Annotated in this window: 12 protein-coding genes; 4 read left to right on the forward strand and 8 right to left on the reverse strand. The window is 60.0% G+C overall.

What is annotated here, in order from left to right; translation table 11 throughout:
- Positions 1-28: 28 nt before the first annotated feature.
- The 6 genes from ACOTZC_RS06240 to nasR all read right to left on the reverse strand — a co-directional run bounded on the left by ACOTZC_RS06240 (position 29) and on the right by nasR (position 10,890).
- On the reverse strand, positions 29-2,554 hold the full coding sequence (locus tag ACOTZC_RS06240; protein WP_421635666.1) for a molybdopterin-dependent oxidoreductase: 2,526 nt from the start codon (positions 2,552-2,554) through the stop codon (positions 29-31).
- Positions 2,551-6,537 carry a nitrite reductase large subunit NirB gene (nirB, locus tag ACOTZC_RS06245; protein WP_074400178.1) on the reverse strand — a complete coding sequence of 1,329 codons (3,987 nt, stop codon included), beginning with the start codon at positions 6,535-6,537 and terminating at the stop codon, positions 2,551-2,553. Before nirB ends, ACOTZC_RS06240 begins: the two co-directional genes overlap by 4 nt.
- Before the next feature lie 13 nt (positions 6,538-6,550).
- Positions 6,551-7,339 (reverse strand): ABC transporter ATP-binding protein, encoded by a 789-nt coding sequence (locus ACOTZC_RS06250; RefSeq protein ID WP_033145769.1) that lies wholly within the window; start codon positions 7,337-7,339, stop codon positions 6,551-6,553.
- Between the two features lie 9 nt (positions 7,340-7,348).
- Complete coding sequence (gene ntrB, locus ACOTZC_RS06255; protein WP_045404973.1) at positions 7,349-8,227, reverse strand: nitrate ABC transporter permease; 879 nt, start codon at positions 8,225-8,227, stop codon at positions 7,349-7,351.
- Between the two features lie 2 nt (positions 8,228-8,229).
- Positions 8,230-9,477, reverse strand: coding sequence for a CmpA/NrtA family ABC transporter substrate-binding protein (locus tag ACOTZC_RS06260; protein WP_126303991.1), 1,248 nt, complete (start codon positions 9,475-9,477; stop codon positions 8,230-8,232).
- A gap of 228 nt (positions 9,478-9,705) precedes the next feature.
- Complete coding sequence (gene nasR, locus ACOTZC_RS06265; protein WP_421635667.1) at positions 9,706-10,890, reverse strand: nitrate regulatory protein NasR; 1,185 nt, start codon at positions 10,888-10,890, stop codon at positions 9,706-9,708.
- 72 nt (positions 10,891-10,962) lie between these two features.
- On the opposite strand from nasR, the gene ACOTZC_RS06270 reads away from it, so the two are divergent.
- The 3 genes from ACOTZC_RS06270 to ACOTZC_RS06280 all read left to right on the forward strand — a co-directional run bounded on the left by ACOTZC_RS06270 (position 10,963) and on the right by ACOTZC_RS06280 (position 13,659).
- The gene (locus ACOTZC_RS06270; RefSeq protein WP_045404981.1) at positions 10,963-11,316 is read left to right on the forward strand and encodes a DsrE/DsrF/TusD sulfur relay family protein; all 354 of its coding nucleotides are present in this window, start codon (positions 10,963-10,965) and stop codon (positions 11,314-11,316) included.
- Positions 11,317-11,422: 106 nt separating this feature from the next.
- Complete coding sequence (locus ACOTZC_RS06275; RefSeq protein ID WP_023312119.1) at positions 11,423-13,207, forward strand: methyl-accepting chemotaxis protein; 1,785 nt, start codon at positions 11,423-11,425, stop codon at positions 13,205-13,207.
- A gap of 212 nt (positions 13,208-13,419) precedes the next feature.
- Positions 13,420-13,659 (forward strand): DUF1883 domain-containing protein, encoded by a 240-nt coding sequence (locus ACOTZC_RS06280; protein WP_010432930.1) that lies wholly within the window; start codon positions 13,420-13,422, stop codon positions 13,657-13,659.
- Positions 13,660-13,689: 30 nt separating this feature from the next.
- Here the strand turns inward: ACOTZC_RS06280 and ACOTZC_RS06285 are convergent, their stop codons facing one another.
- Both ACOTZC_RS06285 and chaB read right to left on the reverse strand, forming a co-directional pair.
- Entirely contained in the window at positions 13,690-14,385 is a 696-nt protein-coding gene (locus tag ACOTZC_RS06285; protein WP_023312120.1) for a gamma-glutamylcyclotransferase, read from the reverse strand.
- Between the two features lie 177 nt (positions 14,386-14,562).
- Complete coding sequence (gene chaB, locus ACOTZC_RS06290; RefSeq protein ID WP_023312121.1) at positions 14,563-14,793, reverse strand: putative cation transport regulator ChaB; 231 nt, start codon at positions 14,791-14,793, stop codon at positions 14,563-14,565.
- A gap of 270 nt (positions 14,794-15,063) precedes the next feature.
- Between chaB and chaA the strand changes: the two genes are divergently transcribed.
- Positions 15,064-16,164, forward strand: coding sequence for a sodium-potassium/proton antiporter ChaA (chaA, locus tag ACOTZC_RS06295; RefSeq protein ID WP_023312122.1), 1,101 nt, complete (start codon positions 15,064-15,066; stop codon positions 16,162-16,164).
- The last annotated feature ends 7 nt before the right edge of the window (positions 16,165-16,171 follow it).

Here is a 16,171-nt window from a genome sequence, read left to right on the forward strand (position 1 = left end):
CTGTGTTTATGAATAAACTCTTATTATGTTAACGCGATAAGCCCTGAAATGCAGTCCTGGCGGACATTTCAGGATTATCCTGAAACAGCCCTTTCAGCTCCGGCACGCAGGAACCACAGTTCGTACCACAGCGCAGCGTCGCCCCCAGCGCGTTGACGGAATCACACCCTCCGACGATCGCCTCCCGTATCGTATTCTCCCCGACGCTGAAACAGCTGCAGATGATGCGTCCCGGATCCGCTTCCTTCCCGACGCTCTGTCCGTTCAGCAAGGCGTGACGTTCTGAGGCCAGCACGGGTGGGGATTGAAAAGCGGCTTCAATCACCGTATGCGCCAGCGCCGGTAACGCGGTGCCCTCCCAGAAGCCCAGCATCAGCTGGCCTTCATGCCAGGCCAGCACGCTGCTGCGTTCGCCGGTTTGCGCAACCTGCAGCTGCCAGCCCCGGACGCCGGCGTAATCCATTACCCACGACAGCAGCGGTTGATCGCCCGCCACCGTCAGGCGTGAGGCTTTACGCCACCAGTAAGCCGAAGAGGGCATTTCCGGCCATTCCCGGGCATAGAGCTCCCCCTGCCAGGCGGGCTGCCACGGCAGAATTCTGACCGCGGTTTGTTTACTCTCCGGCTGGCCAGAAACCGGATCGCAGCGCCCTTCCACCAGCGCATTCACCTTTCCCTGGCGGGAAAACTCAGCGTTCCAGTGCATCGGGGCAAACGCCTCGCCTTCCCGTATCCCGTCATTGATTCGTACTCTGACGACCATCACGCCGCGCGGCGAGCTGATGCGCGCCAGCTGGCCGTCGCACAGGGAAAACCGAACCGCGTCTGCGGGGCAAACCTCAACAAACGGTTCGGCGATATGCTGCATGAGTCTGGCCACGTATCCCGTTCGGGTCATGGTATGCCACTGATCGCGGATGCGCCCCGAGTTGAGAATCAGCGGGTATAACGCGCTGACCGTCGCGCCGTGCAACAGAGGGTTAACGGGAACGATGTTTCGGCGCGGGAAATCCCCCGTCGGCCACTGATAAGGCTCAAGCTGATCCCACTCCTCACGGGTTAGCGCAGCCAGGTCATGAAGATTCAATGCCCGCGCGCCGTCATTTTCAAAAGCCGTCAGCGCCGCATGTTCGCAAAAAATCTCGTGCGGATGTTGCCAGGCAAAGGCCTCGCCGTAGCCCAGCCGTTTCGCTACCTGCGCGACGATCCACCAGTCCGGCTTCGCTTCGCCCGGCGCAGGCAGAAACGCGCGCTGGCGCGAAATGCGACGCTCGGAATTGGTCACCGTCCCGTCCTTCTCTCCCCAGCCCAGCGCCGGAAAACGGATATGGGCGAACCGGCTGGTATCTGTATCGTTCATCACCTCAGAGACCATCACCAGCGGGCAGCCCGCCAGCGCCTGACACACCGCGTGGCTGTCCGGAAGCGACACGGCAGGGTTGGAGCCCATGATCCACACCGCCTTCACCTCACCGCGGGCAATGGCGTCAAACAGCTCCACCGCCATCAGGCCCGGCGTCTGCGCCAGCCGTTCCGTTCCCCAGAAACGCGCCACCCGCGAGAGATCGTCCGGCTCAAAGTTCATGTGCGCCGCCAGCTGGTTCGCCAGTCCGCCAACTTCCCGTCCGCCCATCGCGTTTGGCTGTCCGGTCAGCGAAAACGGGCCGCAGCCCGGACGGTTGAACTTCCCGCTGGCAAGATGAACGTTAATGATAGCGTTACACTTGTCGCTGCCGCTGGTGGACTGGTTGATACCCATGGTGTAGAGCGTGATGGCCCGGGGCGCTGTCATAAACCAGTCGTAAAAGGTGCCAATATCCTGCGGCGAGAGGCCGCAAAACGCCGCCACGCGCTCAACGGGCCACTCATCCGTTCCCTGAATCACATTAAGCAGACCGACAAACAGCCCGGCGTCGCTGCCGGGGGCGAGCGCCAGATGCAGGTCAGCAATATCACAGGTGGCGGTTCTACGGGGATCGATTACCACCACCTTCATCTGCGGGTTGTTGCGCTTCGCCTGCACCAGCCGCTGATAGAGCACCGGATGCGTCCAGGCCGCGTTCGAGCCAGCCAGCACCACCAGATCGCTGTTTTCCACATCCTCATAGCTGCACGGCACCACGTCTTCGCCAAAGGCGCGCTTGTAGCCCACCACCGCCGAGGACATACAGAGCCGGGAGTTAGTATCGATGTTTGCCGCACCGATAAATCCTTTCATCAGCTTGTTGGCGGCGTAGTAGTCCTCGGTAAGCAATTGTCCGGAGGCGTAAAACGCCACCGCCTGCGGTCCCCATGTGTCGATAATCTCCCGCAGACGCTCCCCCGCCGCGTTCAGCGCCTGCGCCCAGTCCACCTCAAGGCCGTCAACGACCGGACGCAAAAGCCGCCCCTGTAAGCCCGTCGTTTCCCCCAGGGCCGATCCTTTCACGCACAGGCGACCCAGGTTCGCTGGATGGGTTTCATCTCCCCGAACGCTAACCGCTTCACCTTCCATGCGCGCGACCACGCCGCAGCCGACCCCGCAGTAGGGGCACGTTGTCCGGGTTTCCGTCATGAGGCCTCCGCACGCATTACCAGGGCGTCGCTGCCAACCCACACCTTGCCGTTTTCAATTTTCACCGGCCAGGCGCGCACCGCGGGTTCGCCGTTCTCTGCCTGACAGCCGTCGCGCAGGCGAATGCGCTGCTTGTAGAGCGGTGAAATCACCACCGGCTCGCCCGCCGCATCGCCAAGAATGCCGCGTGAAAGCACGTTCGCATTACCGCCCGGTTCCCGATCGTCGAGGGCGTAAACGGTTTTGCCAAAGCGGAAGAGCGCAATCGGCTTACGTCCAAGCCGCGCGCCGATGCCCGCCTGCTCGGGGATATCGTCGATGCCGCAGATTTCCTGCCAGCGCTTGCTTTCATCCGGCGCGGTCTCGTTCACCGTCGTGCGGAACAGCGCGAGCCGGTTGGGATCGTTAAGCGTGGTTTGCCATTCGCACTGGTAGGTTTCCACCACCCGGGCCATCTCCTGCTCCAGCTCGTGGGCGATGCCAAGGCTGTCGTTGAGGATCACCTCGCGCAGATAGTCGAGGCCGCCCTCAAGGTTGTCCATCCAGGTGCTGGTGCGCTGCAGGCGATCCGCCGTGCGGATGTAAAACATCAGGAAACGGTCGACGGTGCGGATCAGCGTTTCGTCGTCCAGATCGCTGGCGAAGAGATCCGCGTGGCGCGGCTTCATCCCGCCGTTGCCGCACAGATAGAGGTTCCAGCCTTTATCGGTGGCAATCACCCCCACGTCTTTGCTCTGCGCCTCCGCGCACTCGCGGGTGCAGCCGGAGACCGCCATTTTGATTTTGTGCGGCGCGCGCAGCCCCTTGTAGCGGTGCTCAAGTCTGACCGCGAGGCCGGTGGAGTCCTGCACCCCGTAGCGGCACCAGGTCGAGCCGACGCAGGATTTCACCGTGCGCAGGGATTTCCCGTAGGCGTGTCCGGTTTCAAAACCGGCCTCCACCAGCGCCTGCCAGATCTCAGGCAGCTGTTCCAGAGTGGCGCCGAAAAGGTCGATTCGCTGTCCGCCGGTAATTTTGCTGTACAGGCTGTAGCGTTTCGCAATCTGGCCGATGGCGATCAGCCCGTCGGCGGTCACTTCCCCCGCCGGCATGCGCGGCACGATGGAGTAGGTGCCGTCCTTCTGGATGTTGGCGAAGTAGCGGTCGTTGGTGTCCTGCAGCGGCAGGTGTGCCGGTTTCAGCAGATACTCGTTCCAGCAGGAGGCGAGCACCGATCCCACCAGCGGCTTGCAGATCTCACATCCGTGCCCCTGTCCGTAGCGGCTGATAAGCTGGTCAAAGGTGCGGATATGGTTGACGCGCACGAGGTGGTAAATCTCCTGGCGCGAGTACGGGAAGTGCTCGCAGATGTCCTTTTTCACCTCCACGCCCTGCTCCGCCAGCTGGAACTCCATCACCTGCTTCACCAGCGCGCTACATCCCCCGCAGCCGGTCGCCGCTTTGGTGCACTGCTTAACGGCGCCGATATCCGTCGCGCCCGCGCTCACCGCCCGGCAGATATCGCCTTTGCTGACGTTATGACACGAACAGATCTGCGCGCTTTCCGGCAGCGCCGCCACGCCGAGCGCTTTTGGCGCGCTGCCTGACGACGCGGGTAAAATGAGCGTTTCCGGCTCTTTCGGCAGGCTGATGCCGTTAAGCATCATCTGCACCAGCGTGGCGTATTCGCTGGCGTCACCCACCAGCACGCCGCCGAGCAGCGTTTTGCCGTCGTGGCTGACCACGATTTTCTTGTAAATTTGCTGCGGACCGTGCGTCCACTGGTAGCTCAGCGCCCCCGGGGTGCGCCCGTGGGCGTCGCCGAACGAGGCCACGTCCACGCCCAGCAGCTTGAGCTTAGTACTCATATCCGCGCCGGTGAAGGTTTTATCCTCTCCCGCCAGCGCGGCGGCGGCCACCCGCGCCATCTGATAGCCGGGCGCAACCAGCCCGAAGATTTTCCCCTCCCACAGGGCGCATTCACCAATGGCCAGCACGTCCGGATCGGAGGTGCGACAGCCGTCGTCAATGCAGATCCCGCCGCGTTCGCCGATAGCCAGCCCACTGCTGCGCGCCAGCGCGTCCTGCGGACGAATACCGGCAGAAAAGACCACCATGTCCGTTTCCAGCTGTTCGCCATCGGCAAAGCGCAGCACCAGCCCGCCGTCCGCCGTGGCGATCTCCGTTGTGGCTTTACTGGTGTGAACGCCGACGCCCAGCGCCTCAATTTTCTTGCGCAGCATCGCCGCGCCGTCGTTGTCGAGCTGGACCGCCATCAGGTTGGGCGCAAACTCAACCACGTGGGTTTCCAGCCCGAGCTGCTTCAGGGCATTCGCCGCCTCCAGCCCGAGCAGGCCGCCGCCAATCACCACGCCGCGGCGCGAGCCCGCCGCATGTGCAGCAATGTTGTCCAGGTCGTCAAGGGTGCGGTAGACAAAACAGCCCGGCAAATCGTTGCCCGGCACGGGCGGCACGAACGGGTATGAGCCGGTCGCCAGCACCAGCTTGTCCCAGTGGGTTTCGTGCCCGCTGGCGGTGCGCACCACGCGCGCGTCGCGATCGATAGCGACGACCTGCTGCGACAGGCGCAGCTCAATGCCGTTGTTGACAAAGAAATCCCCCTCCACCAGCGAAAGCGACGCCGCGCTGCGGCCGCCAAAATATTCCGACAGATGCACGCGGTCGTAAGCGGCATAGCGCTCCTCGCCAAAGACAACGATCTGATACTGCTGATGCAGATTGCGGTTAACGCAGTCTTCGAGAAAATGATGGCCGACCATACCGTGCCCAACCACCACCAGAGTAGGTTTTGTCATAGCATTGTGTCCTGCAACCTGCGGTTGCGTAGTGAAACGATCGAACAGCCAGTCCGCGTGCGCGGGCGCAGCCGTTGCCAGTAAATCGGTAAATGTTGCCGCGCTGCGGCAGTCGCCCATCAGCAGTACGCCAGCCAGCGCCCCCTGATGGATCAGTAAACGACGATAGTGACGGGTCAGCTGATCCCATGCGCTCCAGACCACGTCGCCCTCCTGCTCTGCCGCGCGACCGAGACTGAACAGCTCCACGCCGGTCACCTTGAGGCGCATCCCGCTGTCGGTCAGGGTAAACGGCGCGGTGACGTCTCCGGCCAGCCGGGCGGCAAGGATATCCGCCTGCGCCAGACAGGGGGCGACCAGGCCAAACGTCTGACCGTCAATTTCGCAGCACTCGCCAATGGCGTAGACGTCCGGCTCGGAGGTTTGCATCTGGTGATCCACCACGATGCCGCGCGCGCAGCGAATGCCGCTGGCCTGCGCCAGCGTGACGCTGGGCTGCACGCCGGTCGCTAGCACCACGCGCGCGGCGGCGATTCTGCGTCCGTTCAGCAGCGTCACGCTATTCCCGTCAATCGCCGCGATGCCAGAGGCGAGCTCACAGCGCACGCCCCGCGCCGCCAGCGCCTCTTCCAGCAGCACGCCCGCCTGCTCATCCAGCTGCTGCTCCATCAGCCACGGACCGCGATGAACAAGCGTGACCTCGTCACCTGAGCGCGCCAGCGCTGCCGCCGTCTCAACCCCGAGCACGCCGCCGCCCAGCACTACCGCCGGACCGGCGATCGCCCCTATGGCCCGGATATCCTCAAGGGTACGGAACGTGAAGACATGCGGCGCATCGCAGCCGGGAATTGGCGGAATAGAGGGCGTTGATCCGGTGGCAAACACCAGCGCATCCCAGCCCAGCGTGCGGGCGGCGGTTTGCACTTCCCGCGCGTCCACGTTAACGGCGAGCGCCTTTTCGCCCCGCAGCACCGTCACGCCCCGTTCCTGGTACCAGTCGTCATTCTGAAGACTGATGCCCACCGCCGTTTTTTCACCGCCCAGCACCGGCGAAAGCTGGATGCGGTTATAGGCATGCTCCGGCTCGTCACCGATGACGGTAATTGCGAAACGATCGGCAGCACGCCCGGTGAGCGAGGCAATCAGCCGCGTGGCCGCCATGCCATTTCCGATAATGACCAGTCGCATCAAAGCCCCCTCGCTACGCCGCTTTCGGCTGCTTTTCATAGAGGAAATGAAGGATCTGCTGGCGCATGTGGTGATAGCGGCTGTCGTCCGCCAGCTGCACCCGGTTGCGCGGGCGCGGCAGATCGACGCGCAGGATCTCCCCGACGGTCGCCGCCGGGCCGTTGGTCATCATCAGCACGCGATCGGAGAGCAGCACCGCCTCGTCCACGTCGTGGGTAATGAGCACGATGGTGGTGTTCAGCGCCTGCTGGATCTGCATTACCGAGTCCTGCAGATGAGCACGCGTCAGCGCATCCAGCGCGCCGAAGGGTTCATCCATCAGCAGCACTTTCGGCTTCATCGCCAGCGCGCGGGCAATACCGACGCGCTGCTTCATGCCGCCGGAGATCTCCCCCGGACGCTTGTGCAGAGCGTGCCCCATCTGCACGCGGTCGAGATTGTGTTCAATCCACTCCCGGCGCTCAGCCTTGCTCATGCTGTGGCGAAACACGTGATCTACCGCCAGGGCCACGTTGTCGAAGCAGGTGAGCCACGGCAGCAGCGAGTGGTTCTGGAACACCACCGCGCGTTCCGGCCCCGGCCCGGCAATTTCGCGGTTGTCGCAAATCAGCCCGCCTTCCGTCGGCAGCGTGATCCCAGCGATAAGGTTAAGCAGCGTCGATTTGCCGCAGCCGGAGTGCCCAATCAGGCTGACGGTTTCGCCCTCATGGATATCAAAAGAGACGTTCTGCAGCGCCAGAAACTCGCCGCTGGCGGTGGAAAAACGCTGGCTCACGGCCTGGACCTGAATTAATGGTTTCATGTTCGCTCCTTATTTTTCCTGCCAGCTAAAGCGACGGGCGATCAGCATCAGCCCCTGCTCCAGCAGCAGCCCGACCACGCCAATGATGACGATGGCGATGAGAATGTTTTCGACGTTGAGGTTGTTCCACTCGTTCCAGATCCAGAAGCCGATCCCTAAACCGCCGGTCAGCATCTCGGCGGCGACAATCACCAGCCAGGCGATGCCGATGGAGAGGCGCACCCCGGTCAGCACCGCGGGCAGCACCGCCGGGAAGAGAATGCGGCGCATGATGGTCCACTCGGAAAGCTGCAGCACCCGGGCGACGTTAAGGTAGTCCTGCGGAATGCGGCGCACGCCTTCGGCGGTGTTGATCACCATCGGCCAGATGGAGCAGATAAAAATGGTCCAGCTCGACGCGGGCTCCGCTTTCTGAAACAGCAGCAGGCCGATGGGAAGCCAGGCCAGCGGGCTAACCGGGCGTAACAGCGCGATCAGCGGGCCGAACATGCGAGAGAAAAAGGTGAAGCGACCAATCAGGAAGCCGAGCGGGATCCCGGCGAGCGCGGCCAGGCCAAACCCCACCGCCACGCGCTGTAATGAGGCGAGCACGTTCCAACCGATGCCCATGTCGTTTGGCCCGTCGCGATAAAACGGATCGGCAAACAGGGTGATGGCGGAATCGAGCGTGCTGAGCGGCGTTGGGAAACCTTTGCTGTTAATCGCCGCCAGCTGCCAGAGCACCACCAGCAGTCCCAGACCGAGAAACGCCGGGATGATGCGCTGAAGGATCGCATTAATCCGACGCGCAAACGTCGGCGTACGGCGGCGAACCTGCACCGGAGGCAGGAGAAACACCTCTCCACTCTCCGGCGTCTCGTGTGAATTCGTCTTTTGCAGATGCTGCATAATCAGGCCCCTTTACGGTGAATAGCGAAACGGCTGGCGTATCCTTCCGGATCGGTACCGTTCCAGACGGTGCCGTCCATCAATGTGCTGCTGCGTAATGGTGAAGTCGGTGTGCTGATGCCCCCCACCGCCGTGGCGGCATCCTGCCAGACCGCGGTCTGGTTAATGCGCTGTGCAATACCCGCGTAGTCCGGCGCGGATTTGAGCAAGCCCCAGCGGCGGAACTGGGTTAAGAACCACATGCCGTCTGAGAGATATGGGTAGCTGACGGCCCCCTCGTTGAAGAAGCGGATCGGGTGCGCGTCCTGCCAGCGCTGGCCCAGGCCGTTGTCGTACTCGCCGAGCATGCGTCCGGTGAGATACTGTTCCTTGCAGTTGAGCCACGCCCGGCGGGAGAGGATCCGCGCGGTCTCGCGCTTGTTTTCCGCGGAGGCTTCGATCCAGCGCGCCGCCTCCAGTACCGCGCTCACCAGCGCCCGCGCGGTGTGCGGGTTTTTCTCCACCCAGTCGCGACGCGTGCCGAGGATTTTTTCCGGATGATCGGCCCAGATGGACTGCGACGTGGCGGCGGTAAAACCGATGCGGTCGTTGATGGCCCGCGCGTTCCACGGCTCGCCGACGCAAAAGCCGACCATGTTGCCAATGCGCATGTTCATCACCATCTGCGGCGGCGGCACCACTACCGTGCGCACGTCGTCAAAGGGGTTAATGCCCGCGCTGGCCAGCCAGTAGTACAGCCACATGGCGTGCGTCCCGGTCGGGAAGGTGTGCGCGAAGGTGTAGGTGCCGGGCGCCTGCTGACCAATCAGCTTTTTCAGCCCGTCAAGGTCTCGAACGCCCTTCTCCGCCAGATCGCTGGAGAGCGTGATGGCCTGACCGTTCTGGTTGAGGGTCATCAGGTTAGCCATCTGCTGCGGCTTGCCGGCGATGCCCAGCTCCAGGCCGTACAGCAGGCCGTAAAGAATGTGTGCGGCGTCCAGTTCTCCCGCCACCAGCTTGTCGCGCACCGCCGCCCAGCTCGCCTCTTTGGTGGGCACGATGGTAATACCGTATTTTTTATCAAAGCCTTTCAGCGCTGCGATAACCACCGGGGCGCAGTCGGTCAGCGGGATAAACCCGATGCGCACCGTTTCCTGCTCCGGTTTATCCGAGCCTGCCGCCCATGCAGCCTGCATGATACCCGGTAACAGCATTGCACCACTCGCCAGCACGCTGGCCTGCAAAAAACGCCGTCTCGACAAATCCGCCATGACCACTCCTGAAAAAAAACCAAAAAAAAAGCGCCCACGATGCCGAAGCACCAGTGGACGCCTTTATCCCGAAGACGCATGCGCCGCCGTTGGCGCATCGTCAAAAATGGTTAATCTGATAATGCAAAGTGAATGCCAGGTTTTAACCCGTTTTTTCCGGGGCGCTAACCGAACTCCCCTCGCCTGCACGCACCTTAATCAGGCATAAAATGCCCGCTGACCGTGCAGCTACTCCTTTGGTATTATCTGCCATAAATTCTTCACCATCAGCAGCGCGCGGGCGATATCCACCATCCTTTGGTTCTTGTCCATCGCCATTTTGCGCAGCGCCGTCCAGGCCTGTTCCTCACTCATATTCTGGTAGGTCATCAGCAGGCTTTTCGCTTTATCAATGACTTTGCGCTCTTCAAGCGTGTCGCGCAGCGATGCAAGCTGGCGCGAGAGCTGTTCTATCTCGCGCGCCTGCTGGCGCACCAGGGTGAGCAACGGTTTTTCCGGATACTGTATCAGCGGATCGTCCTGCTCATCGGCGGGAGGCACGTACTCATCGTTACGGTAAATACGCTCGTCCACCGCCGTCATCAGATCGGCGATGAGCGTCTCCTCCAGCGTGCGCAGATGCTCAAGGCGCGCGGTTTGCAGAGCAAACCAGGCCAGAGCGGTAAGGCCGTTATCGGCGGCGGGCTGGCGGGTGCAGGCCACCCTTCGTAGCTGCTCCGTTTCACGATCGGGCTGACAGTGCAGGGAAAAGGTGGTCTGGACGTCAGCAGAGCTGTGTGAGAGAAAAATTTCAAAGCAGGCCTGCTGCCCGTCGATGCGGTCAACCAGCCTCTGGCGAGTCACATCATCGAAAAAGCCCTGCGTGAAGCCAATCGCTCCCAGGGCCCGTTCCTGTCCCGCCAGCTCTTTCCCCTGCATCAGGCTATAAAGGGCAACAAAACGCCCGGCGATTTGCGGATCGTCAATGCTGTCATTGAGCTGCGGTACGATACTGAGCAGATGGCGAAGCATGCGGGAGTAGTGTTCCATCGCCTGCGGCGCCGTTACCGTTTGCTGAATAACACCGTCGCGCAGCGCGGGAAGCATATCAAGGCTCAGGAGCGCGCCGCCGATGCGTTCACAGACGGCACTTCCCGGGATCGGCGACTGTTTTTCAAGAATGTCATAAAGTGCAGCGAGGTTTTCATCCACCAGCGCCCGGCTGGCTTTGCATTCAGGAGCGTAGAGCTTACCCTGTGAACAGAGCCAGACGTTGGACGCCCCACGCTCGCACTGTAACATGTGCACCAGTTGGCTAATGCCGTGCACAAGCTCGCCAAGCTGTGCCAGCTTGCTGAGCTGCTCCCGGCGCATCATCCTTGCGCGCTCGAGCCATTCGCCAGCGCCTGGCGAAATGCCAGCCATTAATGTCATGCTTACTCTCCAGAACAGCGAAACTCGGGAAAGCTAAGCAATATTCGTGCCTTTATAAGAACAGGAGTCAACATGCAAAAGATTGTGATCGTCGCCAACGGTGCGGCTTATGGCAGCGAATCCCTTTTCAACAGTCTGCGCCTGGCGATTGCGCTGCGTGAAAAAGTGAGCGACCTGGCGTTACGACTCTTTTTAATGTCGGACGCGGTCACCGCGGGGCTGAAGGGTCAAAAACCGGCAGAGGGCTATAACATTCAGCAGATGCTGGAGATCCTCACCGCGCAAAACGTGCCGGTGAAGCTGTGCAAGACCTGCACCGACGGCCGCGGCATTACCGGTCTGCCGCTGATTGATGGCGTAGAGATTGGTACGCTGGTTGAGCTGGCCGAGTGGACACTGTCCGCCGATAAAGTATTAACTTTTTAATAATAAACCCGTAAAAATATTATTTTCTTATGGACGCGGTTTCAGCATCAAGTTTACCTGCGGGGTTGCCGATAGGCATGGAAACAACACAGCAGGTATTTCACTTATGTTCAGATCGATTCGTGCACGCATCATCGCGGCGACGGCAGGCTGTCTGGTCGTCGCCCTTCTCCTTAATACCGTTATCAACTTCCAGGTCACGCGCCAGGATAACCAGCAGTCCCAGCGCGATATCCTGACCAGCACCAGCGCCAGCCATAACATGGCGATTGCCGACTGGGTAAAAAGCAAGATGACGGTGATCGCCTCCGCGCAGACCGTTGCGCTGAGTGACGACCCGGTTCCGGTGTTTAAACAGCTTGCTCAGGCGGGTGGATTCACCAACGTCTATGTTGGCTACGCCAGCAAAACGGCGAAATTCTCTGAACCGGCGGGCGTTCCGGCGGACTATGACCCGACTATTCGCCCGTGGTATCAGCAGGTGGTCAGCACGGACGGTCCGGTTGTCACCGCGCCCTACGTTGACGCGGGGACCGGTAAACTGGTGGTTACCTTCGCCGTGCCGGTGAAAGAAAATGGCACGCTCAAAGCGGTCGTGGCGGGCGATGTAGCGATGGACAGCGTGGTGGCTAACGTGCGCGGGATCCATCCAACCCCGGCCAGCAGCGGGTTGCTTCTGAACAGTGACGGCAGCGTGATTGCCGCTAACGATCCTGCCCTCACGCTGAAACCGTTTGCTGAGACAATCAAGGGCATTGATTTTGCTGCGCTGAAAAGCGGTAACCCCGTCGACGGAACGCTAAACGACGCTGAAAAAACCTTCGTGGCGACAGCCGTGCCGGGCACAAACTGGCTGTTAGTCGTCGCGCTCGACAGCGGTGACGCCACCTCCGGCATGCGTTCCCTGCTTAAAGCCTCGGGGATTTCGCTGGTGATCCTCGCACTGCTGAGCGCCGCCATTGTGCATTTCCTGATTGCCCGCCTGCTCAAGCGTTTGTCCGACATTCGCGACGCGATGCACAACATTGCTAACGGCACTAACGATCTGTCCCAGCGCCTGCCGGACAGCGGCGAGGACGAGGTCGCGCAAATTGCCCAGGCCTTTAACGCCTTCAGCGATAAACTGTCGGTGGTGATGGTGCAGCTCCGGGATGCCAGTGAATCGGTGAAAAACGCGGCGCAGGAGATTGCCGCAGGTAACCAGGATCTCTCCGGACGTACCGAGCAGGCGGCATCCAGCCTGCGCGAGACGGCCAGCGCCGTGGAGCAGATCACCGCCTCCGTGACGCAGTCGAATGAATCGGCGGCAGAAGCGAACGATCAGGCGAGCAAGGCCTCAGCGGCCGCGGCGCGCGGCGGCGAGGTGGTATCGCAGGCGATCAGCACCATGCAGTCTATTGAAGTCGCGTCGGCAAAAATTGGCGATATCACCAGCGTGATTGACGGCATTGCTTTCCAGACCAACATTCTGGCGCTGAACGCCTCCGTCGAGGCGGCGCGTGCGGGTGAGCAGGGGCGCGGGTTTGCCGTCGTAGCAGGCGAAGTGCGTAACCTGGCGAGCCGTAGCGCTCAGGCGGCGAAAGAGATCAAATCCCTGATTGACTCCACCACCGACAGCGTGGCAACAGGCTCCCGCTACGTACATCTGGCGGGGGAAAGCATGGATGAGATCCGCTCCAGCATCGGCAGCGTCTCTGGCATCATGCGCGAAATCTCCATCGCCACCAGCGAGCAGATGAAAGGGATTCATGAGATAAACCACGCGGTGACCCATCTCGACAGAATGGTTCAGCAGAACGCCGAACTGGTGGTGGAATCCGCCGCCGCCGCGGGTGCCCTGCAGAGCCAGGCGGGCGACCTTGCTGAAACAGCCGGGCATTTCCGCATTTAATCTTCTTCCGGAGCGCGTTTAGCGGGTAAAACGCGCGCCAGCCTAAATTTTGAGGAATTTTGTCATTTTTGTTTAATCGTTATGCCATTTTTTGATCAAAATCAGCATCCCACCCCCTCCCCTTTGGTGTTATGCCATGAGTGAATTGTGAACAACATCACGCTCGGATATGGCAGCAGGGAGAGCGTTGTTTAAGACTACGGGGTAAAAAAATGGCACTGGTAAAAACAAGTTTGAAACTGTTTGGCGGGGATACGGTAGTGGTGCGTTGCTCAGAACGCTGTCGTATTCATCTGATGAGTTCGAAAGCACAAAAACAGTCCCAGGCGGATATTCTCACCGTACAGGACGATAAGGCCTGGCTTACCGTGCCGTACACCGGCACGTGGGATGTGCTGATCGATAGCCACAGCCAGTCGCTGGAGCATTCCGTCAGCTACGTGGCAGCATAAGTTTAAACGCCCGGCAAGCCGGGCGTATTGTCAGGCAAAACCCTGTCGCAGCGTGCTGTTGAGCGGGTTCCCTTCCAGCAGCGCCTTCACCTTCACCACCAGCTCATTCAGACAATCGTCCTTCATGCCGAGGCGTGTCAGCTCCTGATCGAGGGAGAACAGATACTGCGCGTTGGTGCCCAGCGGCCCGCTGGCGGCGGCAATCAACGGGGCAATCACCTGCGTGCGGGTATCCGCTTCATACAGCGGATGGCGCGGATCCATAATAAACACCAGCGCGTTGACGGTGCGTCCGTCGTCCAGTTCCAGCTTGCACCAGCTCGGCATATAGCAGCCGGTGATCATCTCGCGCTTCCAGAGCAGCGTGAGCTCTTCTTCCAGCGTGGCATCCGGCAGGCGATACGCCACGCCCGTGGTGCGCCCGCCCTCTTTCAGTGCAAGCATGCGCCCGGGCTGGCACGCGCTGCCGCGTCCGGCCGTCAGGCGCAGGCAAAACGCGCGATGCCAGCCAGGCAGCGTTCCCGTTGCCGATTCGACAAATTCCAGAGCCGGGTTCCACATCAGGGAGCCGTAGCCAAAAATCCATACCGGGCCATCATCCGGGCGGCAGGCAAGCGTGGCAGCGAGTGACGCCGCACGTTGTTCAGCTGACCAGAGAAGCGATTCCTCAATAGCACCAAATGCCGTCTTACAATCTGCCTTCATTAAGAAATCACGCGTTAACACTTTCCACCTCCGCCACTGCATGCTTCCTTGCGACATCTGTAATTCGCCTTCCCGGCATTCTGTGCTGGTCATTTTGCCAGCAGTCGAATAACGATAAGCAATTAGCGGACCAGTTGCAATACAACGGAAGTTCAACCGCCTGAAAAGTCAAAATGAAGGCAGCGAATCATTTCACGACTATTTCTTTTTATGCCATTTATCGTCGTCTCCTTTCTCATATTCATGTTTTACTGCGGCCCAGGCGACTTTGTGGGCCGTCTCTTCACGGCTGGCATCATCCCGGCGATCGTCCTTGTCTTTGTACTGATCCCAGGCGCTGTTGAACGCCTCTTTGTAGATATCCTGCGCGTGGGCGGGCAGCACGTTTTGCACGTTATCCGGTAATTCACGTTTCGCTTTATAGGGCATCACTAACCTCTCTTTTGGTTAAAGAGATAAGTGTGGACGACGATATGCCATGGTGCCACCCGACAATAATTTATGACTGCATTATATTTTTAATTGACTGTTATTTAATGATTATTCGACAAAAACACGGCATTATGGACATCAGAAATGCAAATAATGAAAAAGGGTAAAATTAAGTAAAAAACAAAGGGTATTTAACAGAGTTCTGTTAATTTAATGACCTCAAAAATCTATCTATAATTACAAGCACCTGCATTGATGGAGAAGCACATGACAGCAACACACGAGGCGGTAAAGACCCGCCACAAGGAGACGTCACTCATTTTCCCGGTTCTGGCACTGGCTGTGCTGCTCTTCTGGGGAAGCAGTCAGTCACTGCCAGTGGTGGTTGGTATCAATATTCTTGCCCTCGTCGGCATCTTAACCAGCGCATTTAGCGTTGTTCGCCATGCGGACGTACTGGCCCACCGTCTGGGCGAGCCTTACGGATCGTTAATTCTCAGCCTTTCCGTTGTTATTCTCGAAGTCAGCCTGATTTCCGCTCTTATGGCGACCGGCGATGCCGCGCCGACGCTGATGCGCGACACGCTCTATTCGATCATTATGATAGTGACGGGCGGCCTGGTAGGCTTCTCTCTGCTGCTGGGCGGGCGCAAATTTGCGACCCAGTATATGAACCTGTTCGGCATTAAACAGTATTTGATCGCCCTCTTCCCGCTGGCGATTATCGTGCTGGTCTTCCCGATGGCGCTGCCGGGCGCAAATTTTTCCACCGGGCAGGCGCTGCTGGTCGCACTGATTTCCGCCGCCATGTACGGCGTGTTCCTGTTGATTCAGACCAAAACGCACCAGAGCCTGTTTGTGTACGAGCATGAAGATGACGGAGACGATGATGACCCGCACCACGGCAAGCCGTCTGCCCACAGCAGCGCGTGGCATACGGTTTGGCTGATCGTGCATCTGATTGCGGTGATTGCCGTCACCAAGATGAACGCTAACCCGCTGGAGACGCTGTTAACCGAGCTGAACGCGCCGGTGGCGTTTACCGGCTTCCTGGTGGCGCTGCTGATCCTGTCGCCGGAAGGGCTGGGCGCACTGAAAGCGGTGTTGAATAATCAGGTGCAGCGCGCAATGAACCTGTTCTTCGGCTCCGTACTGGCGACGATTTCACTCACCGTACCGGTGGTGACGCTGATTGCCTTTATGACCGGTAACGAGCTGCAGTTTGCGCTGGGCGCGCCGGAGATGATTGTGATGGTCGCCTCGTTGCTGCTGTGCCAGATTTCGTTCTCAACCGGGCGTACCAACGTGCTGAACGGCGCGGCGCATATGGCCTTGTTTATTGCGTATCTGATGACGATATTTGCGTAATTTTATC

Source organism: Enterobacter cloacae complex sp. SHL009, from assembly GCF_049237205.1.
In the GTDB taxonomy this organism is placed as follows: domain Bacteria; phylum Pseudomonadota; class Gammaproteobacteria; order Enterobacterales; family Enterobacteriaceae; genus Enterobacter; species Enterobacter cloacae_M.